The organism is uncultured Mailhella sp. (assembly GCF_944324995.1).
Lineage (GTDB): Bacteria > Desulfobacterota > Desulfovibrionia > Desulfovibrionales > Desulfovibrionaceae > Mailhella.
Map to the genome: position 1 here is coordinate 40828 of NZ_CALUYL010000016.1, position 24929 is coordinate 65756.

General features: G+C 62.9%; 19 protein-coding genes and 1 tRNA gene. 7 read left to right on the top strand and 13 right to left on the bottom strand.

The window, feature by feature from the left end:
* Positions 1-85 precede the first annotated feature (85 nt).
* A complete protein-coding gene (locus tag Q0K02_RS07815) occupies positions 86-361 on the top strand; it encodes an HU family DNA-binding protein (RefSeq protein ID WP_294447199.1) in 276 nt (91 codons plus the stop codon).
* A gap of 167 nt (positions 362-528) precedes the next feature.
* Positions 529-1320, top strand: a complete 792-nt coding sequence (gene xth, locus Q0K02_RS07820; protein WP_294487057.1) for an exodeoxyribonuclease III — start codon at positions 529-531, stop codon at positions 1318-1320.
* A 228-nt stretch (positions 1321-1548) separates the two neighbouring features.
* Here xth and Q0K02_RS07825 read toward each other — a convergent pair.
* Positions 1549-1624: transfer RNA gene (locus Q0K02_RS07825), tRNA-His, on the bottom strand.
* 74 nt (positions 1625-1698) lie between these two features.
* Between Q0K02_RS07825 and murA the strand changes: the two genes are divergently transcribed.
* Together murA and Q0K02_RS07835 are read left to right on the top strand one after the other, a co-directional pair.
* Entirely contained in the window at positions 1699-2961 is a 1263-nt protein-coding gene (gene murA, locus Q0K02_RS07830) for a UDP-N-acetylglucosamine 1-carboxyvinyltransferase (RefSeq protein WP_294487059.1), read from the top strand.
* Positions 2962-3089: 128 nt separating this feature from the next.
* A complete protein-coding gene (locus Q0K02_RS07835; RefSeq protein ID WP_294487062.1) occupies positions 3090-5762 on the top strand; it encodes a ComEC/Rec2 family competence protein in 2673 nt (890 codons plus the stop codon).
* Between the two features lie 762 nt (positions 5763-6524).
* Here the strand turns inward: Q0K02_RS07835 and Q0K02_RS07840 are convergent.
* The 12 genes from Q0K02_RS07840 to Q0K02_RS07895 form a co-directional block, all read right to left on the bottom strand.
* The gene (locus Q0K02_RS07840) at positions 6525-7004 is read right to left on the bottom strand and encodes a HyaD/HybD family hydrogenase maturation endopeptidase (RefSeq protein WP_294487064.1); all 480 of its coding nucleotides are present in this window, start codon (positions 7002-7004) and stop codon (positions 6525-6527) included.
* 680 nt (positions 7005-7684) lie between these two features.
* On the bottom strand, positions 7685-9364 hold the full coding sequence (locus tag Q0K02_RS07845) for a nickel-dependent hydrogenase large subunit (protein ID WP_294487065.1): 1680 nt from the start codon (positions 9362-9364) through the stop codon (positions 7685-7687).
* 14 nt (positions 9365-9378) lie between these two features.
* The gene (locus Q0K02_RS07850; RefSeq protein ID WP_294487067.1) at positions 9379-10329 is read right to left on the bottom strand and encodes a hydrogenase small subunit; all 951 of its coding nucleotides are present in this window, start codon (positions 10327-10329) and stop codon (positions 9379-9381) included.
* 571 nt (positions 10330-10900) lie between these two features.
* Positions 10901-11929, bottom strand: a complete 1029-nt coding sequence (locus Q0K02_RS07855; protein ID WP_294487071.1) for a glycosyltransferase family 9 protein — start codon at positions 11927-11929, stop codon at positions 10901-10903.
* 516 nt (positions 11930-12445) lie between these two features.
* Positions 12446-13072, bottom strand: a complete 627-nt coding sequence (gene upp / locus Q0K02_RS07860) for a uracil phosphoribosyltransferase (RefSeq protein WP_294487073.1) — start codon at positions 13070-13072, stop codon at positions 12446-12448.
* Positions 13073-13873: 801 nt separating this feature from the next.
* Positions 13874-15052: a sulfate reduction electron transfer complex DsrMKJOP subunit DsrP gene (gene dsrP, locus Q0K02_RS07865; RefSeq protein ID WP_294487077.1), complete on the bottom strand. Its 1179-nt coding sequence runs from the start codon at positions 15050-15052 to the stop codon at positions 13874-13876.
* Between the two features lie 9 nt (positions 15053-15061).
* Positions 15062-15820 carry a sulfate reduction electron transfer complex DsrMKJOP subunit DsrO gene (dsrO, locus tag Q0K02_RS07870; protein WP_294487080.1) on the bottom strand — a complete coding sequence of 253 codons (759 nt, stop codon included), beginning with the start codon at positions 15818-15820 and terminating at the stop codon, positions 15062-15064.
* Complete coding sequence (gene dsrJ, locus Q0K02_RS07875; RefSeq protein WP_294487083.1) at positions 15807-16223, bottom strand: sulfate reduction electron transfer complex DsrMKJOP subunit DsrJ; 417 nt, start codon at positions 16221-16223, stop codon at positions 15807-15809. Before dsrJ ends, dsrO begins: the two co-directional genes overlap by 14 nt.
* Positions 16224-17858: a sulfate reduction electron transfer complex DsrMKJOP subunit DsrK gene (gene dsrK / locus Q0K02_RS07880; RefSeq protein WP_294487086.1), complete on the bottom strand. Its 1635-nt coding sequence runs from the start codon at positions 17856-17858 to the stop codon at positions 16224-16226.
* 13 nt (positions 17859-17871) lie between these two features.
* Positions 17872-18885, bottom strand: coding sequence for a sulfate reduction electron transfer complex DsrMKJOP subunit DsrM (gene dsrM, locus Q0K02_RS07885; protein WP_294487089.1), 1014 nt, complete (start codon positions 18883-18885; stop codon positions 17872-17874).
* Entirely contained in the window at positions 18882-19448 is a 567-nt protein-coding gene (locus Q0K02_RS07890) for an RsbRD N-terminal domain-containing protein (protein WP_294487092.1), read from the bottom strand. The genes dsrM and Q0K02_RS07890 overlap by 4 nt, the downstream gene beginning before the upstream one ends.
* Before the next feature lie 164 nt (positions 19449-19612).
* On the bottom strand, positions 19613-20653 hold the full coding sequence (locus Q0K02_RS07895; RefSeq protein WP_294487094.1) for a hypothetical protein: 1041 nt from the start codon (positions 20651-20653) through the stop codon (positions 19613-19615).
* Between the two features lie 716 nt (positions 20654-21369).
* On the opposite strand from Q0K02_RS07895, the gene lgt reads away from it, so the two are divergent.
* The 3 genes from lgt to Q0K02_RS07910 all read left to right on the top strand — a co-directional run bounded on the left by lgt (position 21370) and on the right by Q0K02_RS07910 (position 24847).
* The gene (gene lgt / locus Q0K02_RS07900; RefSeq protein ID WP_294487097.1) at positions 21370-22158 is read left to right on the top strand and encodes a prolipoprotein diacylglyceryl transferase; all 789 of its coding nucleotides are present in this window, start codon (positions 21370-21372) and stop codon (positions 22156-22158) included.
* Entirely contained in the window at positions 22155-23540 is a 1386-nt protein-coding gene (locus Q0K02_RS07905) for a 5'-deoxyadenosine deaminase (protein ID WP_294487099.1), read from the top strand. The genes lgt and Q0K02_RS07905 overlap by 4 nt, the downstream gene beginning before the upstream one ends.
* 746 nt (positions 23541-24286) lie before the next feature.
* A complete protein-coding gene (locus Q0K02_RS07910) occupies positions 24287-24847 on the top strand; it encodes a 4Fe-4S dicluster domain-containing protein (RefSeq protein WP_294487101.1) in 561 nt (186 codons plus the stop codon).
* Positions 24848-24929: the final 82 nt, after the last annotated feature.

Genomic DNA, 24929 nt, shown 5'->3' on the forward strand with positions numbered 1-24929 from the left:
GAGCTTTCAGGGGGAATACCCCCGTCGATAATCCTTCTCCCTGCCTGCGAGGCCATGGCAGGCTACACCGTATGACGGAGATGTCATGAACAAGAGTGAACTGATCAAGAATCTTGCCGAACAGTCCAATGTGTCGCTGGATGAAGCCACCCTTGTGGTCAACACTTTTGTGGATTGCATGAAAGAGGCGCTTCTTGCTGGCGATCGCGTGGAGATCCGCGGTTTCGGCAGTTTCAAGGTTAAAGAGTACGGTTCCTATGCCGGCCGCAATCCCCGCACCGGAGACAGAGTGGAAGTGAGCCCCAAGCGTCTTCCGTTCTTCCGCGCGGGCAAGGAACTCAAGGAATTCCTCAACGACTAGCGACATCTCCGGCATGCTTCATGCACGGACAAAGGCAGGTTCAGCGAACCTGCCTTTTTTATGCCCGACGGGGAGACAGTCCGCCGCTTGCGGAGAATCGGCTTTTTTTCTTGAGATTGCGGGAGTTGTCGCGTAACTTCTCCCCCGGAAGAAGGACGGAATTATTTATGTCACTCATGCGTTTTGTATCGTGGAACGTGAACGGCTTTCGCGCCGTCAGCAAAAAGGCGGACTGGGAATGGTTTTCCAGAACGCAGGCCGACGTGGTGGGACTTCAGGAGACCAAGGCCTCTCCCGAGCAGATTCCCGAGGCGCAGCGCGAGCCGGAAGGCTGGCATTCCTGGTGGTCGGCGTCCACGGTGAAGAAGGGATATTCCGGCGTGGCGGTGTTCAGCCGCCGGCAGCCGATCAACGTGGAGCACGAACTGCCCGATCCCGATTATCACGGGGAGGGGCGGGTGCTGCATCTGGAATTTCCCGAGCTGCATTTCTTCAACATCTACTTTCCCAACGGGGGCGAGGAGATATCGAAGGGCGTGTTCCGCCGGGTGCCGTACAAGATGGGATTCTTCAACGCCTTTCTGGACTACGCCGAAGAGCTCAGGCAGGAAAAGCCCATCGTGGTGTGCGGCGACTTCAACATTTCCCACCGGGAAATAGACCTGGCCCGTCCGAAGGAGAACGTGTGCAACACGGGCTTTCTTCTGGAAGAGCGCGCCTGGATGGATAATTTCGTGCAGGCCGGATACGTGGACACGTTCCGGCACGTACACGGCGACGAAGAGGGGGCCTACAGCTGGTGGTCCTACAAGACCCGCGCGCGGGAGAGGAACATCGGGTGGCGGCTGGACTACTTCTTCGTGTCGTCCGAACTTCGCAACAATATCCGCGACGCGTGGATAGAAAGCGACGTGTACGGTTCCGATCACTGCCCCGTGGGGCTGGCGCTGGAGCTGTAGAAGAAAAGGCCGCGATGCGGTGCTGAATGGGCAAGGTGAAAGCGGAAGCCGGGAAATTCCGGCTCTTCGCCTGTAAGAAAAAAGAGGGAACGGGGCGCGGAGGCGTCGGGAAAGATCCGGCGCGCCGGAGCCCGTTTCTTGTGTGAGCGGTACGGAAATGAAGAGAAGCGAAAGCGGAATCGGCACGTTGGCCACAAAAAAAGCCCCGATGAAATCGGGGCTAAAATATGGGGCGAATAACAGGGTTTGAACCTGCGACCCCCTGGGCCACAACCAGGTGCTCTGCCAACTGAGCTATATTCGCCGTGCAGAAAGAGTTATTATTCGATAGCCGGGGAATAGTCAAGCATTTTTTTGTCATCCCTGCGGAGGAAGAGTTTGGACAGTTTCATCATAGAGGGCGGCACGCCGCTCAAGGGCGTCATAGAGGTCAGCGGCTCCAAGAATGCCGCGCTTCCCATCATCATGGCATCCATCGCCGTGGACGACGAAGTGACCTACACCAACGTCCCCGATCTGCGGGACATTCACACCACCATCAAGCTGCTCAATATTCTGGGACGCGAATCCTCGCTGGAAAACGGCGTGGTCCGCGTGAAGAACGGCAAGCTCGGCATGGAGGCTCCGTACGATCTTGTGAAGACCATGCGCGCGTCCGTGCTCTGCCTGGGCCCGCTTCTGGCGAGACTCGGCGAGGCCAAGGTGTCTCTGCCCGGCGGCTGCGCCATCGGCGCGCGCCCCGTGGATCAGCACCTCTCCGCGCTCGAAAAGATGGGCGCGGTGTTCGATCTGGAAAGCGGCTACATTCACGGCCGCTGCCCCGACGGGCTGAAGGGCGCGCACATCCGTTTCGACTTCCCCACCGTGGGCGGCACGGAAAACGTGCTCATGGCCGCCTGCCTCGCCAGGGGCGAAACGGTGCTGGAAAACGTGGCGCGCGAGCCGGAAATCGTGGATCTTGCCAATTTTCTCATCCGCTGCGGCGCGCGCATCGAGGGGCACGGCAGCACCATGATCCGCGTGCAGGGGGTGGAGCGACTGCACGGCTGCACGTACGCCATCATGCCCGACCGCATTGAAGCGGGCACCTTTCTCATTGCCGCGGGCGTGACCGGCGGCGAGCTTCTGCTGAAGAACTGCCCCATCGGCGACATGGCCGCCGTGGTGGACAAGCTGCGCGCGGCGGGCATGGTCATTGAGGAAACGCCGGAAGGCGTGCTGGCCCGCGTGGGCGAAGGCGGACTTGCGGGCGTGGACGTGAGCACCCGGCCGCACCCGGGATTCCCCACGGACATGCAGGCGCAGTTCATGGTGCTTTTGTGCTGCGCGCAGGGCTCGGGCCTCGTGGAAGAAAACATTTTCGAGAACCGCTTCATGCACGTGCAGGAACTGGTGCGCATGGGCGCGGACATCCACGTGACGGGCTCTTCGGCGCTGGTGCGCGGCGGCCGCAGACTGACCGGCGCGCCGGTCATGGCCTCGGATCTTCGCGCGGGCGCGGCGCTGGTGCTGGCCGGCCTTGCGGCGGAAGGGGAGACCCGCGTGCAGCGCATCTATCACGTGGACAGAGGCTATGAGCATCTGGCGGACAAGCTTTCGGCCGTGGGAGCCAATATCCGCCGAGTGAAGGATCCCGACTAGACTTTTTTTCTTTTCGGAAAGGGAAGGCGCGTCGTCGCCGCCGGAGTGTTTCGGCAGGAGTCGGCGCGCCTTGTTTGCAACAGCGGACAGGCGCGGAAAACGCCGCGCCGGAAATTTCGGATCGCGCCATGCCGGGCGAACTTCCGTCGCTTCTTTTCCGCCAGCGGCTTCTTCTTGCCGTGCTGGCCGGTTCCGTGTCGCTTCGCGATGCGGTGCTCGGCGTGGCGCTGTTCGTTCTTGTGATTATCGTTCCGCGGTTCGCGGGCGCGCGTCGGGCGCTGACGGCGGCCGTGTTTTTCCTGCTCGGTCTGGGACTTACCTTTCTTGCTTCGCCGAATGCGCCGGATTGTCCCTCGTGGGCGTCGGTTCCGCGCAAAAGCGTGCTTGTCGAGGGGCGCGTGGCGTCCGTGACCGGACTTCCCGGAGGCCGCGTGCGCGTGCTGCTGGAAGACGTGCGTCCGATGGAAGACATGCCGCCGCTTGCGGAAGAGACGAAAGCGCGGGTGCGCAAGGCGCTGGACAGAAAGATCGGCCCCGAGCTTTCCGGCGGCAGAAAGGGGTATCCCGGCCGCATCGTGGAGGACGACGCCTCTCCCGTGCCGGGGCTCGTGAGCCTGACGCTGCAGAAGCGGGACATGGCGCACACGGGCAGGCCGGTGGCCGGAGAAACGCTGCGGGCCCTCATGCGCCTGTATCCCACCGTGGGCAGCGTGAATCCCGGCGTTTCCGATCTCGGCAGGTACTGGGCGGATCGCGACGTCTGGCATAATGCGCGGCTGAACAGAACTGCCGCGGGGCCGCTGTATCTCGAGCTTGCCGAGGGCGAAGGCCTGGCGTACCGGGCGCAGCTTCTGAGGGAGAGCTGGCGCGAGGCGCTCTCCGCAGAACTTTTCAAAGACGAGCCCGCGGACGGGAAGTCCGGCGGCAGGCGAGCGTCGGACTCGCGGGCGGAGGAAGTCCCGCCGCAGGGCAGGGCCATGCTTCCGGCGCTGCTTTTCGGCGATCGTTCCTTTCTCAGTCCGCACACCGTGGATCTTTTCAACCGGGCGGGACTTGTGCATTCGCTGGCTCTTTCCGGTCAGCATCTGGCGCTTGCGGCCATGGCGGGCGCGGCGCTGATTTTTCTTGCGTCGCGGGCGTTTCGCGGCCTGTTCCTCGTGATGCCGAGGCGCGTGCTCGTGGTTTCGGCAGGCGTTCCCTTTGCGCTGGCCTATCTTTTTCTCGGCGGCGCGCCGTTTTCCCTCATCCGCGCGGCGTGCATGATGCTGGCCGGTTCCGTGTACCTGTGCCTGCGCCGCAGCACGGCTCCGCTGGACGCCTTGTTTGCCGCGTGCCTTCTGCTCTTTATCGGCTGGCCGCGCGCGGCCTTCGATCTTTCCGCACAGCTTTCCGTGCTTGCCGTGGCGGGCATACTGCTTTCCATGCCGCTGGTTTCGGCGCTGCGCAGGCGCTTTCCTCCTGCCCGTCGTCCGGGCGGCGACTCCCGCTCCCGGTTTCGTCGCGCAGTTCATGCGGCGATACGCTGGAGCGGCGCCATGCTCATTCTTTCGCTTGCTGCGCAGCTCGCCGTGCTGCCCGTGATCGTTTCCGTGTTCGGGGCAACGAGCGTGCAGGTCTGGACGAATCTTATCTGGCTGCCGCCGCTCACCTTTGTCACGCTTCCAGCGGCGGCGCTCGGCATGCTGCTTCTGGCGTGTCTGGGGCCGCAGAGCTGCTCCACGCTGCTTTTCGCCGCGGCTACGCTCCCTGCCGACATCATGCTCGATATTCTGGAGCGCATGGCCGAAGCCGGAGCCCTGCCGCTCGTGCAGTTTATGCGCCCCCTGTCCTTGAGCGCGCTCGGCTACGGAGCGGCGCTCACGGGCGGCATGCTGATGATGGGCCGGAAGCTGAACGGCCTTCCGGCGGGAGAGGCGGCGCGCAGGCTGCTGTGCCTCGGGCTTCTGATGATGCCGGCAGGGCAGATTCCCGTCTGGCTCGACGACTGGCGGGCGGCGCGGGAGCGGGAAGTGGCGCTGACCGTGTTCGACGTGGGACAGGGGCAGGCGGTGCTTTTGAGCTATCCCGGCGGACGCGTGCTTGTGGACGGCGGCGGCAGCGCCTCGCCGACGTTCGACTGCGGGCGCAGCATCCTTGCTCCGGCCCTGACATACGGACGCATGCCGCGCCTTGACGCGGTCATCGTGAGTCACACGGACATGGATCACGCGCGCGGCCTTCGCTGGATACTGGAACATTTCGAGGTGGGAAGCCTCTGCTGGTCGTCGCTGTCAGCGCGGGATGATTCCGCCGACGGCAGGGCGCTGCGCGAGATAGCGGCGCGGCGGGGTATTCCCGAGCGGATTCTGGGCCGCGGCGACGTGATGGAGCTTGCCGAGGGCATACGGCTGGAAATGGTCTGGCCGGACAAGGCAGCGCCCCGGCCGGGCAGAAAAACGTCGCCCAACGATGCGTCGCTCTCGTTTCGCGTGATTCGCGACGAGGTGCCTCTGGCCATTCTGTGCGGCGACATGACGGCTCCGGCGCTGCGGCGTCTTGCAGAGAGCGGACAGGATCTGCGGGCCGAACTGCTTGTGCTGCCGCATCACGGCGCAACGTCGAGCCTTCAGCGGAAGTTTTACGATGCCGTGTCGCCGGAAGCGGCCGCGGCTTCGGCGGCGGCGTTCAATCATTACGGCTTTCCCGGACGAAAGGTGCGTGCGGAGATGGCCCGGCGGCTGATTCCTCTGTACAGCACCACGATGCTCGGAGGCTTCACCGTGACGTGGTCGGGAAAGGACGGGCGCATGACGCTGCCCTGAACTTCGCGCCGGTCGGAGGGCAGCGCGGAACAGTGCCATGCGATACGGCGGAAAAGAGGCTTGAGACTGTCGTCGGCTGCGAAAAAGGACAATTCCGAGCAGTTCTGTAGGATTTAGAAGAAAAGAGCCTCACAACGCCTGAGAGAGACGTTTAATCAGGGTTGCCGACAGCTCGGCGGGAGAGCAATCGGCCCCGGGCGTGTTTGACGCAAAAATTTTTCAGAGATGGAGAAAAGAGGAGCGCTTTTCGCGCGGCACAGCGGTCCGCCGCAGCATGCACGTTTTCTTTTGAGATTCCGGGGTGTTGCGGGCGTTGCGCGAGCGGGAATACTTGAGCATGGAACGCCGCGCGGATGCGGATCGGCTTTTCTAGGAGCGTCAGCCTTTTGAAGGGCAAGGCGGCGGGCCTGCATAGGAGCGTCGGGGAAGCGCGGCCTGACGAGGCCGGGGCGGCTTCCTGTCTTTGTTGCGGGGATGCATCGGCTTGCCGTTGTCGGCAAGGCCTGCGGCGGGGAGTTGTGCGCGGGGCGCAAGAGAGGCGTGTCATCGGCGTTGCCCCGCAGAACCGTTGTCCGATGCGCTGCGTGTGCGGTCAGGCATCCTCGGCAAAGATTCGGCGGAGTCGGCAAGGGCGCAACGCAAGGGAGCGCCGGGCGCAGGCAACGCATGGCGGGAAGAGCTCATCTGCTGCGCATCCGCCGCGCCTGCCCGCGCATCATCAGCGCATCGACTGTCGGTGAGGAGAATGTTCGCGAAGGCGCGTCAACGGTCGCTCACGGCAATGCCCAGTTCGCGCAGTTCATCCACGAGCTTTTGCGCCAGCGCGGGCACGGCGTCGCGGCACACGGGGGAGAGACCGAGTTCCATGGTGTTGTAGTCGGCGGGTTCCATGCCGAACACCACGCCTTCCGGGCGATGGCCGAGAATGTCGCAGTAAATGAGCGTGTCCACGAGGTCGGTCTGATGCAGCGAGTCGCGGAAGCTCATGCTCTTGCGCAGATCGTTGTCCGTGAGGCGGTAGATGCTGCCGGGCGCGTCGCCGCCGAGCACGGCGTCGAGCACATAGACGCGGTCGCACTGCAGAAGGGCGTCCATGAGACCCATGCCCAGCGTGCCGCCGTCCACAAGCGTGACGTTTTCGGGAAAGGCGTAATGTTCCTGAAGCCATTCGAGCGCGCGCACGCCGATGCCTTCGTCGGTGAAAAGAATGTTGCCTACGCCAAGAATGAGAATGCGGTCCATGGTGATCTCAAAATCGGGAAAGGTGGCGGGGAAATCGGCGGGCCGCCACAGTGCGGCGCGTGTTTCCCGGAATGGTGATCGGAAGATGCTGCGGAAGGAGACGTGTTGACGCGGAACGTCTGCGGGAAGCCCAAACACATTTTTTATCGTCCGCGGCTGCGCCGGAAGCGTCGGGGAAGGCGCGGCCTGCTGCGGCAGGGCGAGTTCATGTCCTGCGCCGGAATGCGGAAGAGGGCGACGCTGCGTCTGTGCCCGGCCTGGTCTCCCCCGGCGGAGCGCTGGAGAGGCTCGCCGCCCGGCGCGGAACATGCTCAAAGCACGCGAGGCAAGTTTCCCCTGTCTGTTTTCGCGGCGCAGAGGCGGGCCGGGGGCATGCCGTACCCCGTACCCGCGGGCCGGGTGAACATCGCCGCCGCGCAGGTGTTTGCCCTTGCGGACGAACGCCGTTTTGCCTGTCCCGTCCGGCGAAATATCGCCCTCTGCCTCCGGCAGCATCGGTCGGGAGCCGGCCCTGCAAAGGCGGCAGCACCGGAGTTCAAACCGCTCGTGCGGGGCTGGCGTCAGATGCGGCAGGAGCCGCAACGCGCGTTGCCGTCCGGCGCAGCGTTTTCGGCGTCCATGTTCGACCATGAAAAAAAGGGGGAGGATCGGACATCCTCCCCCCTTGTCGTCATGACGGATTACAGAACCTTGAAGTCGTAACCCTGATTGGTGCGGCCGTCGATGACGTGAACGCCGCAGGCGATGCACGGATCGAAGGAATGCACGGTGCGCAGGATTTCCACGGGGCGCTTGGGATCGGCCACGGGCGTGCCGACGAGGGCGGCTTCCACGGCGCTCATCTTGCCTTCGGCGCAGCGGGGACCGAGGTTCCAGGTGGAGGGCACCACGAGCTGGAAGTTGGCGATTTTGCCGTTTTCAATGACGAGCCAGTGCGACAGGCCGCCGCGGGGCGCGTGAACGAAGCCCACGCCTTCGGCGTTCTTGGGCACTTCGGTGTTGATGCAGATCTTGTTGTCGCCCTTGGCGATGTTGTCTTCAAGCTGCTGAATCCATTCGCCGATGCCGTTGGCCACCACCACGGCTTCCACGCCGCGGGCGGCGGTGCGGCCGAGGGTGGAGAAGAGGGCTTCGGGGCCGACGCTCAGGGCCTTCAGCACCGTGTTCACGGTGTCGGTGACCAGCTTGTCGCCCTGCGCGTAGGAAATGAGCATCTGGGCGAGGGGGCCGGTTTCCACGGCGTGACCGTCGTAGCGGGGGGCCTTCATCCAGGAGTAGCGGTCGGGATCGCCGATGCGGGTGAAGCGCGGATCGGTCACGCCCTGATAGGGAGCGCGGGCCTCGTCGCCTTCAAACCAGCTGTGACGCACGTGTTCGGAAATCTTCGAGGGATCGAAGGGCAGCACGGTGCTGAGGTCGCGGTTGTAGATGACGCCCGGCTTGAGCCAGCGGGTGGTGAGATCGCGTTCCTTGCCCGGGAATTCGCCGAAGTCCATGTAGTCGGAAACGCCGCCGCCGATGGCGGCCCAGTCCTTGTAGGCGCCGGCCACGAGCAGCAGATCGGGAATGTACACCTGTTCCACGAAGGCGCGGGCCTTCTGATACAGGGCCTTGAACTGGGCGATGGTGTCGGGGCGCAGGGCGTTGTAGCAGGTGACGCCGCCCGCAATGAGGAACTGCGGATGCGGATTCTTGGCGCCGAACACGGCCGTGGCGCGGGCGATTTCCACCTGAACGCGCAGGGCTTCCAGATAGTGGGCCGTGGCCACGAGGTTGGCTTCGGGATCGAGATAGTAGGAAGGATGTCCGCCGAGGAAGTAGGCGTTGGTGAAGGGGCCGAGCTGGCCGCTTTCCACGAGGGCCTTCACCTTGGCCTGCACGGCGCGCAGTTCGTCCTCGCTGGTGGGACGGGGCGAAATGGAGGCGTTGAGCTTGGCGGCCTTGGCCGGATCGGCCTTGAGGGCGGCGGCCACGTCCACGAAGTCGAGGGCGTGCAGGTGATAGAAATGCACCACATGATCGTGCAGATTCTGCATGCCGAGCACGAGATTGCGGATCAGCGTGGCGTTCACGGGAATCTCGATCTTCATGGCGTCTTCGAGCGCGCGGGTGGACGCGAGCGAGTGCGTGTAGGTGCACACGCCGCAGGTGCGGCCGGTGAAGAACTGGGCGTCGCGCGGATCGCGGCCCTTGAGGATGGTTTCCAGCCCGCGGAACAGGGTGGAGCAGCTTCTGGCGTCTTTGACGCGTCCGTTTTCGACTTCCACCTCGATGCGGAGATGGCCCTCGATACGGGTAAGCGGGTCCACCACGATGGGCCCGGTAAAGGAACTCTGGGGAGTGGTTTTTGCTTCGCTCATGGTGGCATTACTCGCTAGTTTTCATAGAAGGGGGTCAGCTTGTCCCAGAAGTTCGGTTCGGAACAGCCTATGCAGGGATGTCCGGCGGCGACGGGCCAGTTCACGTCGTTGAACAGTGCCTTGGGGCAGTTGTTGTAGGTCACCGGGCCCTTGCAGCCGAGCTTGTAGAGGCACCAGCCCTTGCGGGCCTCTTCGGAATCGAAGGAGGGAGCGAATTCACCGGCTTCAAAGTGGGGCAGACGTTCGCACAGTTCGTGAACGGTGTGGCCGTAGAAGGCCAGAGGACGATTGAGGGCGTCGAGTTCCAGCTTGACGCCGGAAAGCACGGCGGCGATGGTGCCGATGAGATTCAGGGGATTGGGCGGGCAGCCGGGCACGTTGACGGCCTTGACGCCGAGATCGGCGAAGCAGTCGTTGACGCCCTTGCAGCCGGAAGGATTGGGCGCGGCGGAAGGGATGCCGCCGAAGCAGGCGCAGGTGCCGTAGGAAATGACGGCCTTGGCGCCGGGCAGTACTTCCTTGTTGATGGCGTACATGGTCTTGCCGCCGATGGTGCCGTAGAGGCCGTCCATGGCGGTGGGAATGGCGCCTTCCACGACGCACACGTAGCCGTTGGGATTCTTCATGGCCAGGTGCAGAGCGTCTTCCGCGGCTTCGCCGGCGGCGGCCATGATGGTTTCCTGATAGTCGAGGGAAATGGTGTCGAGAATGAGCTCGTCGATGAACGGCTTGCTCGAGCGCAGCAGCGCTTCCGTGCATCCGGTGCATTCCGCGTCGTGCAGGTAGATGACGGCAGGACGCGCGGCAGACGTGAGAGCCTTTGCCATGGTGGGCGCGAACGTGGGGCCCAGGCCCATGGCCACAGCCACAGTGGAACAGAATTTCAGAAACTCGCGGCGCGACACGCCTCGTTTTTCAAGGCGTTCTTCCGCGCCTTCTTTCCCCAGACCAATGGAGATTTGCATAAGGCCCTCCTGGCGCTGATAGACAGGAATTTTCCGCGAAGGCTTCCATGGCGGCGGGAAGGTCGCGGCTTTTGCCGATAAGGGAACAAGTCATGCGCTGAGGCATGATCTTCTTCTGATATTACTTTATATCCGACTCTAACATCAGAGAAGGGGCAGGTCAACCGACGAGAATCTTTTCTTTGAAGAAATGACATAAAAATCACATGGTTCCGTCTTTTGCCCGGCGAGTTCGGCAAGTGTGGGAGATGACAGCCTTTTTCCCGCCAGCCGAAGGGAAGAGCGGAAGGAAAATTCGCGCGTGTCGCGCCCTGCCGCGTCTGCCTCGCCGCAGGCCGCGCTCCGCGAAAACGAAGGGCGGCGCGGAAGCTCCTGTCTTCGCCCGCAGAAGAGTCCATGCCCGAAAGCGGCGGCCGCCGGTCTTTGAACGCCGCCTCCGTCCGCAGAACGGACCGCACGGGCGCGCGTCGTCATCAGCGCTGCGCTTTCACGCCCGCGCACGGAAAAGACAATCCGGGGGGCAAGGCCGCGTCCGTGATGGTCTTTATTCCCGCCCGCCGCAGGAATCACGCTAGGCGAGCATGGTTTTCAGTTCTTCGAGCATGCGTTCCGGCAGAATGCCCGTGATGCAGGCGTTGCCTTTGGGGCAGGTGCCGGAGCCGTGCAGCGAGCAGGGGCGGCAGGGCATGTCGAGCTGCACCACGCGGTCGTGCTCGCCGGAGGGGAAGAATCCCCATTCCCTGCAGGTGGGGCCGAACATGGCAAGCGCGGGCGTGCCCACGGCGGTGGCGAGGTGCATGGGGCCGGAATCGCCGGTCACGAGCACGTCGGCAACGGACGTCAGGGCGCACAGTTCGCGCAGGCCGGTCTTGTTGACGAAGCTGCGGGGGTGTTCCTCTTCGGGCATGTCGTCGCCCTGGCCCACCCAGAAGTAGCTGATGCCCTCGCTGCGGAGCAGCGCGGCAAAGCGCAGCCAGGTCTCCATGGGCCAGGTTTTTGCCTCGTGGGTGGCAAAGGGGTGCAGCGCCACGATGGGCGCGCCTTCGGCCTGAAGGGGGGCGAGCAGTTCTTCCGCATGGGTGATTTCGTCCTGCGTAAGAAAGACGCGGGGACGGAGTTCCGCGGCGGAGGGCACGTTTTCCTTGTCGTACAGGCCGATGGCGTAGCGCTGGGGCACGTTGTAGCGGCGCAGCGCTTCGCCGAAGAAGCGCCCCTTGCTCCACAGAAAGATGCGGCGGGCCAGCGCCATCTTGTTGTAGCAGATGATGGCGTCGCGCCAAATGCGCGCCAGCATGGCGGAACGCAGATTGCGATGCAGGTCAAGCAGCGGGGAGTCGCGATATTTTTCCATGATGCCGCGGAAGATGACGGCCTGCGTCTGCCCGTGCAGATCGTTGTCGTCGAAGCCGATGACGTTGAGCACGGCGGGATTGTGATCGAACAGCGGCTCGAAGGCTTCTTTGGTGATGACGGTGAACATGGTTCCGTGCTTTTCGTGCCAGTCGAGGAGAACGCCCGTGGTGAGTGCCACGTCGCCCAGGGAGCTGAAGCGCACGGCCACCATGTGCTTGTTGCTTATTTTGGAAGAATAACGTGCCATACTGACCTGCCTGTGGAATGAGACTTCCGTCCGCCGGGCGAAGGATGCGGTCGGCGGACGCGGCTCGCGCGAACGTCGGGCGCTTCCCGAACATTTCGGACGCCGTGACTTCTTTGTAGTTTTCAGGGGCGCGCGCGTCAACCGCGGGCGCGGCAACGGGTGGCTGCCTTGCTCCGGCCGCAGAAAGGGCGCGTCCCTGGAAGGGCCGAAGCCTGCGGGCGCAGAAGAGGTCGAGTCGGTCGAGGCGTGCGCAGGTTGCGGGGCTGTTCTGCGCCGGGAATAACCGCAGGGAAAACGCTTTTTCCGCAGCGGCGCGGAGGGGTGCTCCCGGAAAACGCGGTGGGGCCGCTGGAAACGGCGGGTTCCCGTGCGCCGCCGTCGGGGAGTTGATGACATCGGACACCTGTCGGAGTCGGCGCGGCGGATCGTTGTTTGCCGCGCCGAAAAAAGGCCCGGAGGGCGAACCCTTCGGGCCTGACGAGCGGACGATGAGAACATCGGCGCCGGGAATCGGCGCTACTTGGTGCCGAAGATGCGGTCGCCGGCGTCGCCGAGACCGGGAATGATGTAGCCGTTTTCGTTGAGGTGATCGTCGAGGGCGGCGGCGTAGATTTCCACATCGGGATGCTTGTCGAGCACGGCCTTCACGCCTTCGGGAGCGGCCACGAGGTTGAGGGAGCAGATATGCTTGCAGCCTTCCTTTTTGAGCACGTCGATGGCGGCGATGAGCGAGCCGCCGGTGGCCAGCATGGGATCAAGAATGATGGCCACGCGCTGATCGATGCGGCGGGCCAGCTTCTTGTAGTATTCCACGGGTTCCAGGGTTTCTTCGTTGCGGTACATGCCGAGCACGCTGATCTTCGCGCCGGGAACCATGTCGAGCACGCCGTCCATGAGGCCGAGTCCTGCGCGGAGAATGGGCACGATGGTGATCATCTTGCCGGCGAGGTAATCGACTTCCACCTGTCCGGCCCAGCCTTTGACCGTCTTCTTTTCCGTGGGGAGGTTTTTCGTGGCCTCGTAGGTGAGAAGGCGGGCCACTTCCTTGGAGAGCATGCGGAATTCGCTGGTGGACGTGCTTTCCTTGCGGAGCAGACCGAGCTTGTGCCGGATGAGAGGATGATCGACGATATGAAGAGCCATGGCGTGAATCCTTTGTTGAAGGAGCGCGGATGCGCAGGGTACACAGATTATTTTCTCGTTATAGCCGGGGCTTCCCCGCGCCGTCAAGGCGGACGTTTTTCTGCCGACGCCTTCGGGAATGTCGTTGCGGGGCAAGGGCTGAGGGCTTGTTCTCGTGCTTTGTTCCGGGACAAGGCGGCCGTTTCGGAGGCCGGTCGGCGTTCAATGGCAGGGCGTTTTCACGGAGGCGGCGTTTTTTTCAGAGGCCGTTCGTCGGGGCGGAAGCATCGCCGCGAAGTCTCGCCCGGAAGAATCATCGGCAAGCAGCTCTCGCGCGTGTTCTTCGCGAAAAGCCGACCCCATCAGGAGCTCTTTCCCTGCGAGAGGCTCCTTGCGTGGCTCGCCTTGCTGAATGCGCCCTCTGATGTCTTCCCTGTGGGAAGCTGACCTTGCGAACTTTGCCCGCGCTTCGACGCCCGTCGCTCCGGAAACGTTCCATCCCTGCATCCCACGGCGCAGTATGGAAGATCGGCGAAGGCTCCTCGGCATGAATTCACGTCGCGCCCCTCGCTCTGCATCGGACGGCAGTGGGGAACGTTGTTTCTTCGGCGCATGGGGCAGGGCGGCGGACAAGCGGGGAGAAAGGCCGTTTTTCTCTGGAGCATTCGGCAGGCGCGAGAGAACGGGGAAAGTCGTTTCCCGGAATTCTCGGCAGAGAGGCAGCAGGGCGGATTTTTCCCCGGAGCGCAAAAACGCCCGGACGGCGAACCGTCCGGGCGTTTGAAACCGCAGAGATGAGGCGGCCGGTTGCCCGACGACCCGCTATTCGGCGAGTTCGAAGGGCTCGCCGCCCTCGCGCTTCATTTCAATGGCGATCTTCCACAGCAGGGTGACCACAAGGGCGCCCACGGCGAAGATGCCGAGGCCGATGGAGACTTCCCAGAAGGTGGGAGTATAGACTTCATAGGTCTCGTAGGGGGTGGGAGCGAAACCGCCGATGAGCAGGCCGAGGCCCTTGTCGATCCAGGAGGCGATGACGAGCATCACGAGCGCCCAGGGCAGAATCTTCATGTTGTTGCGGAACTTGGGAATGGCCAGCAGGAAGATGCTCACGAAGGCGAGCACCACGGCCACCCACATCCAGCCGTTGAGCCACACGTTGAGGCCTTCATGACCGTTGAAGATGAAGGTGATGGGGTGCTGATGGCCGGGAATGCCGCTGTAGAAGGCGGTGAACAGTTCGAGCACGTAGAAGAACATGTTCAGGCCCATGGCGTAGGCGATGGTGAGGGACAGGGACTTCACCACGTCCTTGCCGGGATTGAAGCCGGTGAGGCGCTTCAGGAGCAGCAGGGCGAGCAGCAGGATGGAAGGACCGGCGCAGAATGCGGAAGCCAGGAAGCGGGCGGCCATGATGGCGGAGAGCCAGTAGTGGCGTCCGGGCAGACCTGCGTACAGGAAGGCGGTCACGGTGTGGATGGAGAAGGCCCAGAAGATGGACACGACCACGAGCACCTTGACCCAGCGGGGCACGGGCACGTGACGGCTTTCATGTTCGAGGGAGGTCCAGCCGATGACGGCGTTGAGCAGCAGGTAGCCGCAAAGCACCGTGGCGTCCCAGAACATGACCGAGTTCGGCGTGGGATGCAGAATGATGTTCAGCACGCGCTGCGGCTGGCCCATATCCACCACGATGAAGAGCATGCACATGATGACCGCGCCGATGGCGAGGAATTCTGCGAACACGATCACGCGGTGATAGGGGTGATAGTGATGGAAGGTGGCGGGCAGAACCAGCATCACGGCCGCGGCGGCCACGCCCACCAGATAGGTGAACTGGGCGATGTAGAAGCCCCACGAGGTGTTGCGGGTAAGACCGGTCATCTGCAGACCGTAGATGAGCTGGAACACATAGACGATGAAGGCATAGCCTATGATGGCCAGCAGGAAGAGAATCCACAGATAATACTTGGGAGAACCCTTGAGAACTTTTTCAACCATGGTTCCCTCCTAGATGATGTAGTAAACGCCGGGATCGGTGCCCAGATCGGGCTTGCGGCGCATGCTGAAGTTCTTGGCGAGGACACGACGGACGATGGAGTTCGGGTCGTTGAGGTCGCCGAACATGATGGCGCCGTTGGAAGCCTCGACACAGGCGGGCATGAGTCCCTTTTCCAGGCGTTCGGCGCAGAAGGTGCACTTTTCCACCACGCCGCGCATGCGGGTGGGGTAGGCGGGATTCAGGTCCTTGATGAAGGGACGCGGATCCTGGAAGTTGAAGCTTCTGGAGCCGTAGGGGCAGGCGGCCATGCAGAAGCGGCAGCCCACGCAGCGGTGATAGTCGATGGCCACGAGGCCGCCTTCCGTCTTGTAGGTGGCGCCGGCGGGGCAGACGCGCACGCAGGAAGGATTGGTGCAGTGGTTGCACAGCAGGAAGAAGCGGCGGTCCTCGATGTTTTCGGGAAGCATCGGGGCGGGATCGTTGGCGAAGGCGTGTTCAAAGGTGTCGTCCCAGATCCACTTCACTTCGTGCTTGCCGGGAATGGTGGGCACGTTGTGCACCTTGTGGCAGGCTTCCACGATGGGGCGCATGTCTTCCACCGTCTGAATGCGGCGGGTGTCGATGACCATGGCCCAGCGCTTTGCCTTCCGTTCCTCGGGATAGGCTTCATAGGAGGCCTTGGCCGCTTCCGCGCGGGCCGCTCCCGCAGCCAGGGCGAAGGTGGACAGGCCTGCGACCTTGAGAAAATAACGTCTACTCGAATTCATGATTGTTCCCCTGGGGTACGACGTGGCAGTCCCAGCAGTACGGGTTCACGCTGTTGGCGTTGTGGCACTTGTCGCAGAATTCGGCCTTGTTGCTGTGGCAGGCCATGCAGGTGTTCTGCAGACTGGTTTCCCATTTCTTGCCGTCGGAAGCGACGTAGATGCGCTTGTTTTCGCGCAGGGCCTTGTCGCGCCACTCAAGGAGCAGCTCCATATGGTTGGCGGCCATCCATTCTCTGGGCTCGATGCACTGGGTGCGTTCTTCGCCGAAGAAGGTGACGGGTTCCGTGGGGAGCTCCACCTTGACCTCTTCGTGACCGGAAGAAAGCATATTGATCCAGAAGGGCGCGGTGAACAGCCCGGCAAATACGATGATGCCGGGGATGACGAATTTTGCGTTGTACATTTATGCTTCCTCCGAGGCGGCGGGATCTTCATCGGGGAAGGGCAGATCTTCCTGACGCAGGTCCATGGTGCGGGGAATTTCGCCCTTCATCACCAGGGCGTTGGCCACGAGTTCGTGCAGGCCGCTCACCGTGACGCCGGGAACCCAGTAGTCGACGAGCGGAGGCAGAGCCGCGCGGTCGAGGGCGCAGACGCAGCCCATCCAGTTCACGCCCTTGGTGTCGTGAACGTAGCGCAGGGCGTTGGCGCGGGGGAAGCCGCCGCGCAGACGCTGATCCATGATTTCTTCGGCGTTCAGACCGGAGCCGGAACCGCAGCAGAAGGTTTCCTCACGGATGGTGTGCTCGGGCATTTCCACGAAGTTGTTGCAGACGTGCTTCAGGATGTAGCGGGGCTCTTCCAGAAGACCCATGGCGCGGGCCGGGTTGCAGGAGTCGTGCCAGGTGGTGATGATGTGGTTGTTGCGCTCGGGGCGCAGATTGAGCTTGTTGTGCTTGATGAGGTCGGCCGTGAATTCGGCGATGTGCACCATCTTGGTGGCGGCGGCGTTCTTGAACACCGTGCCGGTGATGGGGGAGACGGGCACTTCCATGTTGGGCGGGGTGGGGCCGTTGTAGGTGGCCATGTACTGGTTCACCACGCGCCACATGTGGCCGCATTCGCCGCCGAGAATCCACTTCACGCCGAGGCGTTCGGCTTCCGCGTACATTTTGGCGTTCAGCTTCTTGGCCACGTCGAAGGAGACGAAGGAGCCGAAGTTGCCGCCTTCGGAAGCGTAGGTGGAAAGCGTGTAGTCCAGGCCGATTTCATGGAACAGCATGAGGTAGCCCATGAAGGTGTAGATGCCGGGATCGGCGAAGTAGTCGCCCGAGGGGGTGATGAAGATGACTTCATGCCCCTTTTCGTTCCACGGCGGATCCACGCGGATGCCGGTGATGGTCTCGATGTCGTCGCAGAGGAATTCCACGATTTCGCGCATGGAATGGGGCTGCACGCCGAGGTGGTTGCCGGTGCGGTTGCAGTCGTTGACCGAGTTCATGATCCAGTGGATGCCGAGACCGAGGTCAAGCAGCATCTGGCGCACGATGACCGTGATTTCGGCGGTGTCGATGCCGTAGGGGCAGAACAGGGAGCAGCGGCGGCACTCGGTGCACTGATAGAAGTAGATGAACCACTCCTTGATGACGTCCTTGTCGAGCTTGCGGGCTCCGGCGAGCTTGCCGAGCAGTCGGCCTGCGGTGGTGAAGTCCTTGCGGTACACCGAACGCAGAAGTTCGGCGCGCAGCACGGGCATGTTCTTGGGATCGTTGGTGCCGAGGAAGAAGTGGCACTTGTCGGCGCAGGCGCCGCAGCGCACGCAGCAGTCCATGAACACCTTGAGGGAACGATGCTTGTTCAGCGCGTCCTGCAGGGAGTTGTGGAGAATCTGTTCCCAGTTTTCGGGCAGTTCCCAGTCTTCGTTGTCGGGCGCCCAGTCATGGGCGTTCTCGAAGCCGAGTCCCTTCAGTATTTCCGTCTTGGCGGGATAGCAGAAGCTGCCGGGATGAAAATCCGGCTTGGTGTCCATCCAGCCCTCTTTGGGGAAGGAAGTGGGCGTGGCCGCCAGCAATTCTTCGGGTGTGGGCATTTTTGCCATGACCAGTAACTCCTTAGGCTTCCGTCTTGGGTTCAGGCTGCTTTTCTACAGGGATGCCGGCCTCAACCATGGCTTCACGGAAATCATCTTCATATTCGGCGTAGGTGTGGTAGTTCTTGGGCGGGTTCCAGGGGTTCACGTGACGTTCTTCGCGGGTGTTGCACTTCATGTTGCGGGTGGGGCTCATGAAGACGCCGCCCATGTGCATGAGCTTGGAGAAGGGGAAGTAGATGAGCAGGGCGCTCACCAGCGTGACGTGAATGAAGAAGATGGAGCCGATGCCGGAGGGATCCACGGGCTGCAGCGTGGCAAGGCCCATGATGACTTCCTTCACCTGATTGATGTCCACCTTGGAGATGTAGCGCATGCAGATGCCGGAACCGGCAATGGCGATGAGCAGAAACAGCGCGAAGTAGTCGGCGGGCAGCGAGATGTAGCGGAGCTTTTCGGTGCAGACGCGGCGCAGCAGCAGGAAGGCGAGGGCGCCGAGAATGAAGGCGTCGGTGAGGTAGAAGCGGGGAGCGCCTACCTGGAACACGCCGTCCACGAATTCGATGACGGCAATGCACGCAGGCACCGGGTCAAGGAAGAAGCGGGCGTGGCGGATGATGATGACCAGCATGCTGTAATGGAACAGCAGGGCGAACACCCACAGCCACTTGTTGGAAAAATAGGTGATGCGCGGCGTTCCGTCGATGGTGGTGCGTTCCGCGCGGGTGTTGCGGAACAGCGACCGGAAGGCGAACACCTCGAGGATCATGCGGCCGACGACGGCGGGCGTGGTCCACGGGCATTCGAGACGGTTGGGCTTGATCCAGTCCAGAGAACGCTGCTGGCCCGCCACTGTGGGAATGGCGAACGGTACGGGCGATTTAGCCCAGCGAACGATCTTCCAGATGAAGCCGATGATGAACACAGCACCCGCTACCAGCGGCAAGATTACGCCGAGCAGATACTGCAGGCCAAGTGCTGACCCGGCCCATCCTATAAGCAGGATGAGCAGAGTGGCCGCAAATGCGATGGTCATTCCTCTACCCCTCGATTTTCAGTTTCAGGAGCAGATTCCGCCTGCTCCCTCCGAAGCTTGGCCAGTCGAATCACCTGCGACTGGCTTCGCTTTACTTCCTCCACTCGTATTCTGAACACGCGTTCCCGCGCCTCGGAGTACATGTCCAGCGCCATGAGCCCCAGAGTGTCGATTCTGGATTCCATGTCGAGGTACGCGTTCAGCATGTCCTGACCGGCAAGTTCCGGCTTCAGGCATTCGGGCAGCACTTCGCTGCGCAGTATGTCCTTGAGCAGGTACAGCGCGCCCACGGCCTTGGCGGGGGGCATGTCCTGCACGGCGCGTATCCAGATGAGGTCGTGAAGGGCCTGCTTCACGGTGTCGGGTTCGGCGTCCATGCCGATGACGGCGTCGAAGAGCACCGACGCCGAATGACGCGTCGTCTCTCCCACGGGATTGGCGAACCGGTCGCGGCTTGTCCGCATGAAGCCCTTGCTGTCAAGAGGATAGCTGGCAAAGAATCGGTTGACCCAGCGATCTACCAGCGCCTCGCGCCGATTGCTGCACAGTTCTGCGATGTCCATGTATGCCTGCGTGAATAATGGTGAAAAGCTGCGGCCGAAAAATGGCCGCTAATTTGGCAGAGGTTAGCTTAAGTTTCGGCAAGAGACAAGTCGGCATTATTGCCGATTGAAGCCATTTTCCCTGCAATGTCGGCGAATTGAAAAAAAATGCGTCTTTGTGAAGCCTACGGCGTCATGCCGCTTGTATCAATGAGACCGGAGGACGAGGGCGGCGAGGGGGGCTCTTCGCAGGGCGCATCGTCGCCTCCGCCGCAGAATCCGGCCACGCCGAGACCGGGAATGTCCGGCAGCGCGTCGGAAGGCGGGGCGGCGGGAGCGCGCTCCTGCGGTTCTTCGGGCGTGGGCTCTTCGGCGAGAAAGGCGGGCAGTCCCTTGAATTCCACGAAGGGCAGCCTGTCGGAGCCTGCGGCAAGCACGTGCGCGTGATTGCGCCACAGGCGGAACTGGAGCAGCAGCATGCTCGGCTTCAGCAGGCTGAGGCGCGAGGCGACGCTCTGCTCGAAGGCCGCGGGATCGGGCGCGTTCCGCCTTGCGTTCTGCACGGCCTGTTCGAGGGATTCGCCCTTTTCGAGCCTGTCGGCCATGTCTGCAATGATGAGCACGTCTCTGGCGTCTTCCGGCACGGGATACCAGGCGGCGTCCGCAAGGCGGTCGGAATTTGCGATGAGCGTCTGGCAGGCGCGGCAGCTCGGAGAGAAATAGACCTGCACGGAGGAGCCCTGTTCCGGCGCGGGCAGCGGCGACCACGGATCCGCAAGATCGCGCGCCACGCCGCCGAGATCAATGACGAGAAGCACGAGCCAGACGGCGGCGAGCGTGGAGCGTTCCCGGCGCGGCGGCAGGTTGTCGGCGCGGAGAATCAGATAGTTCAGGGCGATGAGCGCGCCCACGATGAGGCAGTTCACGCAGGGAGCGGTGAATACCATGACGCAAAGCAGCACGGCGTCTGCCGCGAGCGCGAGCGCGGCGAGAAGATATGCCGCGCGGGAGAAGCGCAGCAGGGCGAGCGCGAGCAGAACGGAAAAAAGAACGATGCCTGCCTGCCAGAGCGAAACGCCCGCGAGACGGAAATCCTGGAAGAGGGCGCAGCCGTCGGTAAGGCAGAGCGCCTTGCCGCCGGTGAAGAACACCCAGAGGCAGAAGAGAAGACCCGCAAGGCTTGCCGCAGCCGCAGCAGGAGAAAAGGGACGTGTGCTTTTGAGCATGGCGGCTCCTTGATGCTGTTTCTTTCGGAAGTAGCGTAGTCGTGTGGCTGCGTAAAGAGTTTTTTGCCCGGAGCGGACGGGGCGACGGCCGCGCTTTTCGCCCTGAAAGAGGCGCGGCGGCCGACGGCGGGAGAATGTCGGCGCATGATTTTTCGCGTCGCGCCGACCGCGGGGGCGCTTCGGCCATCTTTGCCCGCGTCAGCTCCACGGCGGTCGCGCCGTCCGAGCGGGGGGGGCTCATCCGTCAGCAGGCTGACTCCGACCGTGGCGGGGGGCGTCGTCCGCGCGCGAGAGTGTACAGGGCGGCCGTCAAGGAAAAGCTGGACGACTTCAGCGTTGTCCGTGAGGGGGCAGGCTCCGTCTTCACCTGCTGCGAGACCCGCAAGTTCAGGCGTCGTCGCGCGTAGAGGGCCCCCACACTGGAGCGCCTGTCGTTGCGTTGCGCTCGCTCGCGTCGGAGGGTGGTAAAGCACGAGTACCGTGCGGCTGAAAAGAGTCGCGGGGGTGGGCGTTGCGCCGCCGCGTTTTCTGGGAGAAGGGCGAGCTGCCGCGCGTGCTGTCGCCCTGCGGAAAACGGCCCCGGGAGTACGGAGGCGGGGCTCCGGCGGGATGGGTGAGCTCGCGAACAGAGAAAGCGAAAACGTCCCGGGCGCGCGGATGCGGGGCCTCTGGCCTGTCCCTTTCTTTTATGGTAATGAGCCCGAGACAAGGAGACCATGATGCAATATCCTTCCATCGATCCCGTGGCGCTTTCCATCGGGCCGCTGCAGCTTCACTGGTACGGCCTCATGTACGTGTTCGCTTTCCTTGCGGGCTGGCTGCTCGGCCGCTGGCGCGCGTCCCGTTCCTGGTCGACGTGGACGGCCGAAATGGTGGACGAGTTCGTCACCTGGGCCATGCTCGGCGTGATTCTCGGGGCCAGGCTCGGCTATGTGCTTTTCTACGATCTTTCCGCCTACGTGGCCGATCCCGTGGAGATCATCCGGGTGTGGAACGGCGGCATGTCGTTCCACGGCGGCCTTGTGGGCGTGGTGACGGCCAGCTGGCTGTGGGGCCGCAGAAACGGCAGGAGCCTGCTGGATATTCTGGATTTCGTGGCTCCGCTCGTGCCCACCGGACTCTTCTTCGGCCGCATCGGCAACTTCATCAACGCCGAGCTCTGGGGCAAGGTGACGGATTCCCCCCTCGGCATGATCTTTCCCGGCGCGGGCCCGCTTCCGAGGCATCCTTCCCAGCTCTACGAGGCGGGACTCGAAGGCGTGCTCACCTTCGTCATTTTGTGGATCTACTCTTCGCGGCCCCGTCCGCGCGGCGCGGTGGCCGGACTTTTCGGCGTGCTCTATGCCGTAAGCCGCATCACCGTGGAATTTTTCCGCGTGCCGGATGCGCAGCTCGGCTATCTTTTTGCGGGCTGGGTGACCATGGGGCAGATTCTCTGCCTGCCGCTGCTTGCTGCCGGACTGTGGCTGATCTGGCGGGCGTATCGCCCGGGGGCAAAGGCATGAAGACGCTGCTTGCCGACGGCCTTGTCGTCACCATGGACGCAGAGAGGCGCGTGCTTCGCGCCGACATTCTTGTGGAAGACGACCGCATTGCCGCCGTTTCGCCCCGCGATGCAGGCGCGCCCCGTCCGCAGGAGGGCAGGGCGGAGGACGGCACGGAGGTGGTGGATCTGCACGGCATGACCGTGATTCCCGGCCTCGTTCAGGCGCACATGCACGTGACGCAGGCGCTGTTCCGCGGGCTGTGCGACGATCTCGCGCTCATGGAATGGCTGCGCGAACGCACCTGGCCCATGGAGTCCTCGCACAGCAGGGAAAGCAACGCGGCCTCCGCGCGTCTCGCCGCCATGGAGCTCATCCGCAGCGGCACGACTTCGCTCATCGACATGGGCACGACGCTGCACGAGGACGCCATTTTCGAGGTCATGGCCGAAGTCGGTCTGCGCGGCCTTTTCGGCAAGTGCATGATGGACGTGGGCGACGATCTGCCCGCTCTCATGCGGGAGGACGCGGACGCGTGCATCCGGGAAACCGAGCGCCTCATCCGGCGCTGGCACATGGCGGAAAACGGGCGTCTGCGCTACGCCGTGGCCCCGCGCTTCGTGCCGTCGTGCTCGGAGGCGCTGCTCGCTTCCGCGCGCGACCTTGCGCGGCAGAACGGCCTGCGCCTGCACACCCACGCTTCGGAAAATCTCGGGGAAATTGCGCTGGTCGAGGCGCGCTGCCATGAACGCAACGTGCGCTATCTCGACCGCATCGGCTACACCGGCGACGACGTGATTCTCGCCCACTGCATCTGGCTCGACGACGAGGAAAAACGCATCCTTGCCGAAACGGGCACGCATGTGGTTCACTGCCCCTCCTCGAACACCAAGATGTCGTCCGGCATTGCGCCCGTCACCGAACTGCGGGCGCTCGGCGCACACGTGGCGCTCGGGCTCGACGGCGCGCACGATCACATGGACGGCCTCATGGAAGTGCGTCAGGCGTCCATTCTGCAGAAGGCCCGCACCAACGATCCCACGGCGCTGCCCGCCATGGAGGCGCTGGAAATGGCCACGCTCGGCGGCGCGGAAGCCATGGGGCAGGCGGACGAACTCGGAAGTCTGGAACCCGGCAAGAAGGCCGATCTCGTCGTGCTCAACATGGACATGCCTCATTCCCTGCCCGCGTGGGGACGCGATCCCGTGCAGCGGGTGGTGTATCAGGCCACGCGGGAAAACGTGGTCCACACCATGACGGACGGGCGCTTTCTGTACCGCAATCGAACCTTCCTCACGCTCGACCCCGTGCGCACGCTGGCCGATGCGGAAAAGCACTGCGCCGCGGTCATGAAGCGGGGCGACATTCCGCCCGTTTCCCTGTTCTTCTGCGGCGAACGCTGAAAGCGCGGCGCGACCGCCGCAGCGTTTTGTTGCCGCGCTGCTTGCCGTCCGAAACTGCCGTCGTGTTCGTGCGCCGGAGAAGTGGAGCGTTGCCGGAGCTCTCGCGTTGTTTTCTTCTTTGGCGACGACAGCCTGAACGGCGGTCGTCCGCGGTTTGAGGCTTTGCTCTGCACTCCGGGCGCAGGTCGGGAGGCGGAACACGCTCCCGTGGTGCGGCTCTCGATCCGAGACGAGCCTTCGCTCCTATCCTTTAGTTATGATGGACGCATCCGCTTCCGCACGGAGAAGGCAGCGGCGACTCTTCGTCTATTTTTGCTTCACCCGTGGCCTGGTTCCGTGCGGAGAGGGGAGGCTGCACAAGAGAGGGAGGAGAGCCTCGCCCTTTCCTGGTTCCGTGGGTCGCGCTCCCCCGGGCTTCCGGTTCTCTGCCGACTCCCTCCCGCTCCCGTCGGACGACGGCAGGGAAGGGCGTCGCGGCAAAATTTTATAAAATCTGTTATGTAATCCCCGGTCTAAATTGCGAAACAAACTTATCTCATTGAAAATAAAAGAGAAAAGTTGTTGACTCTTCGCCTTTTTCAGCGAAGGCAGTATGGACTTGCCTTCCGAAGTATGTTCTACTCGATGGCGTTAAAAGGGATACTGCTGTCCTTTTTTGTCAGACATTGAAAGACTTTTCCTGTTCCATTTCGGGAAAAAACAGTGTTTCCTGATGGTTGTGAAAGAAGTCTTCAAGGGGAGTCTCTATGAACATCACTAGGCTTGATAAAGCCAGAGACCTGAAGTTCAAGCGTCAGGTCGAAGAAGAGAGCGGTCAGAACCTGTCGGCCTGCTACCAATGCGGCAACTGCACGGCGGGCTGTCCCGGCGCTCAGGTGTACGACCGTCAGGTCAGCCAGATCATGCGCGCCGTGCAGATGGGCCTCAAGGACGAAGCCCTGAAGAACCGTTCGCTGTGGCTGTGTCTGTCGTGTTCGACCTGCAGCGCCCGCTGTCCCAACAATATCGACGTCGCCGCGGTCATGGAAACGCTCCGCATGATGGCGCGTCGCGAGGGCCTGGTGCAGGATCGTCCCATCGAATCCTTCTGGAAGGCGTTTCTCGACACCGTGCATGCCACGGGTCGTTCCTACGAGCTCGGCGTCATGGCCGACTACATGGGCCGCACGCTGCGCGGCTGGGGCAATCTGGAAATCGCCCCCATGGCGCTTCGGAAGAACAAGATGCCCTTCATTCCCTCGGTCATTCACGGACGCGAGGAAGTGGCGCGCATATTCAAGCGCTATGCGGAAAAGACGAGGAGCTGAGCCATGAAATACGCCTATTATCCCGGCTGTTCGGGCCACGGCACCTCTGTGGAGTATGAAGCCTCCACCCGCGCGGTGTGCA

Bases quoted from the DNA above. Each gene is read 5' to 3' on its own strand.
- Q0K02_RS07815 (WP_294447199.1), top strand. From the start codon at position 86: ATGAACAAGAGTGAACTGATCAAGAATCTTGCCGAACAGTCCAATGTG.
- xth (WP_294487057.1), top strand. From the start codon at position 529: ATGTCACTCATGCGTTTTGTATCGTGGAACGTGAACGGCTTTCGCGCC.
- Q0K02_RS07835 (WP_294487062.1), top strand. From the start codon at position 3,090: ATGCCGGGCGAACTTCCGTCGCTTCTTTTCCGCCAGCGGCTTCTTCTT.
- Q0K02_RS07840 (WP_294487064.1), bottom strand. From the start codon at position 7,004: ATGGACCGCATTCTCATTCTTGGCGTAGGCAACATTCTTTTCACCGAC.
- Q0K02_RS07845 (WP_294487065.1), bottom strand. From the start codon at position 9,364: ATGAGCGAAGCAAAAACCACTCCCCAGAGTTCCTTTACCGGGCCCATC.
- Q0K02_RS07850 (WP_294487067.1), bottom strand. From the start codon at position 10,329: ATGCAAATCTCCATTGGTCTGGGGAAAGAAGGCGCGGAAGAACGCCTT.
- Q0K02_RS07855 (WP_294487071.1), bottom strand. From the start codon at position 11,929: ATGGCACGTTATTCTTCCAAAATAAGCAACAAGCACATGGTGGCCGTG.
- upp (WP_294487073.1), bottom strand. From the start codon at position 13,072: ATGGCTCTTCATATCGTCGATCATCCTCTCATCCGGCACAAGCTCGGT.
- dsrP (WP_294487077.1), bottom strand. From the start codon at position 15,052: ATGGTTGAAAAAGTTCTCAAGGGTTCTCCCAAGTATTATCTGTGGATT.
- dsrO (WP_294487080.1), bottom strand. From the start codon at position 15,820: ATGAATTCGAGTAGACGTTATTTTCTCAAGGTCGCAGGCCTGTCCACC.
- dsrJ (WP_294487083.1), bottom strand. From the start codon at position 16,223: ATGTACAACGCAAAATTCGTCATCCCCGGCATCATCGTATTTGCCGGG.
- dsrK (WP_294487086.1), bottom strand. From the start codon at position 17,858: ATGGCAAAAATGCCCACACCCGAAGAATTGCTGGCGGCCACGCCCACT.
- dsrM (WP_294487089.1), bottom strand. From the start codon at position 18,885: ATGACCATCGCATTTGCGGCCACTCTGCTCATCCTGCTTATAGGATGG.
- Q0K02_RS07890 (WP_294487092.1), bottom strand. From the start codon at position 19,448: ATGGACATCGCAGAACTGTGCAGCAATCGGCGCGAGGCGCTGGTAGAT.
- Q0K02_RS07895 (WP_294487094.1), bottom strand. From the start codon at position 20,653: ATGCTCAAAAGCACACGTCCCTTTTCTCCTGCTGCGGCTGCGGCAAGC.
- lgt (WP_294487097.1), top strand. From the start codon at position 21,370: ATGATGCAATATCCTTCCATCGATCCCGTGGCGCTTTCCATCGGGCCG.
- Q0K02_RS07905 (WP_294487099.1), top strand. From the start codon at position 22,155: ATGAAGACGCTGCTTGCCGACGGCCTTGTCGTCACCATGGACGCAGAG.
- Q0K02_RS07910 (WP_294487101.1), top strand. From the start codon at position 24,287: ATGAACATCACTAGGCTTGATAAAGCCAGAGACCTGAAGTTCAAGCGT.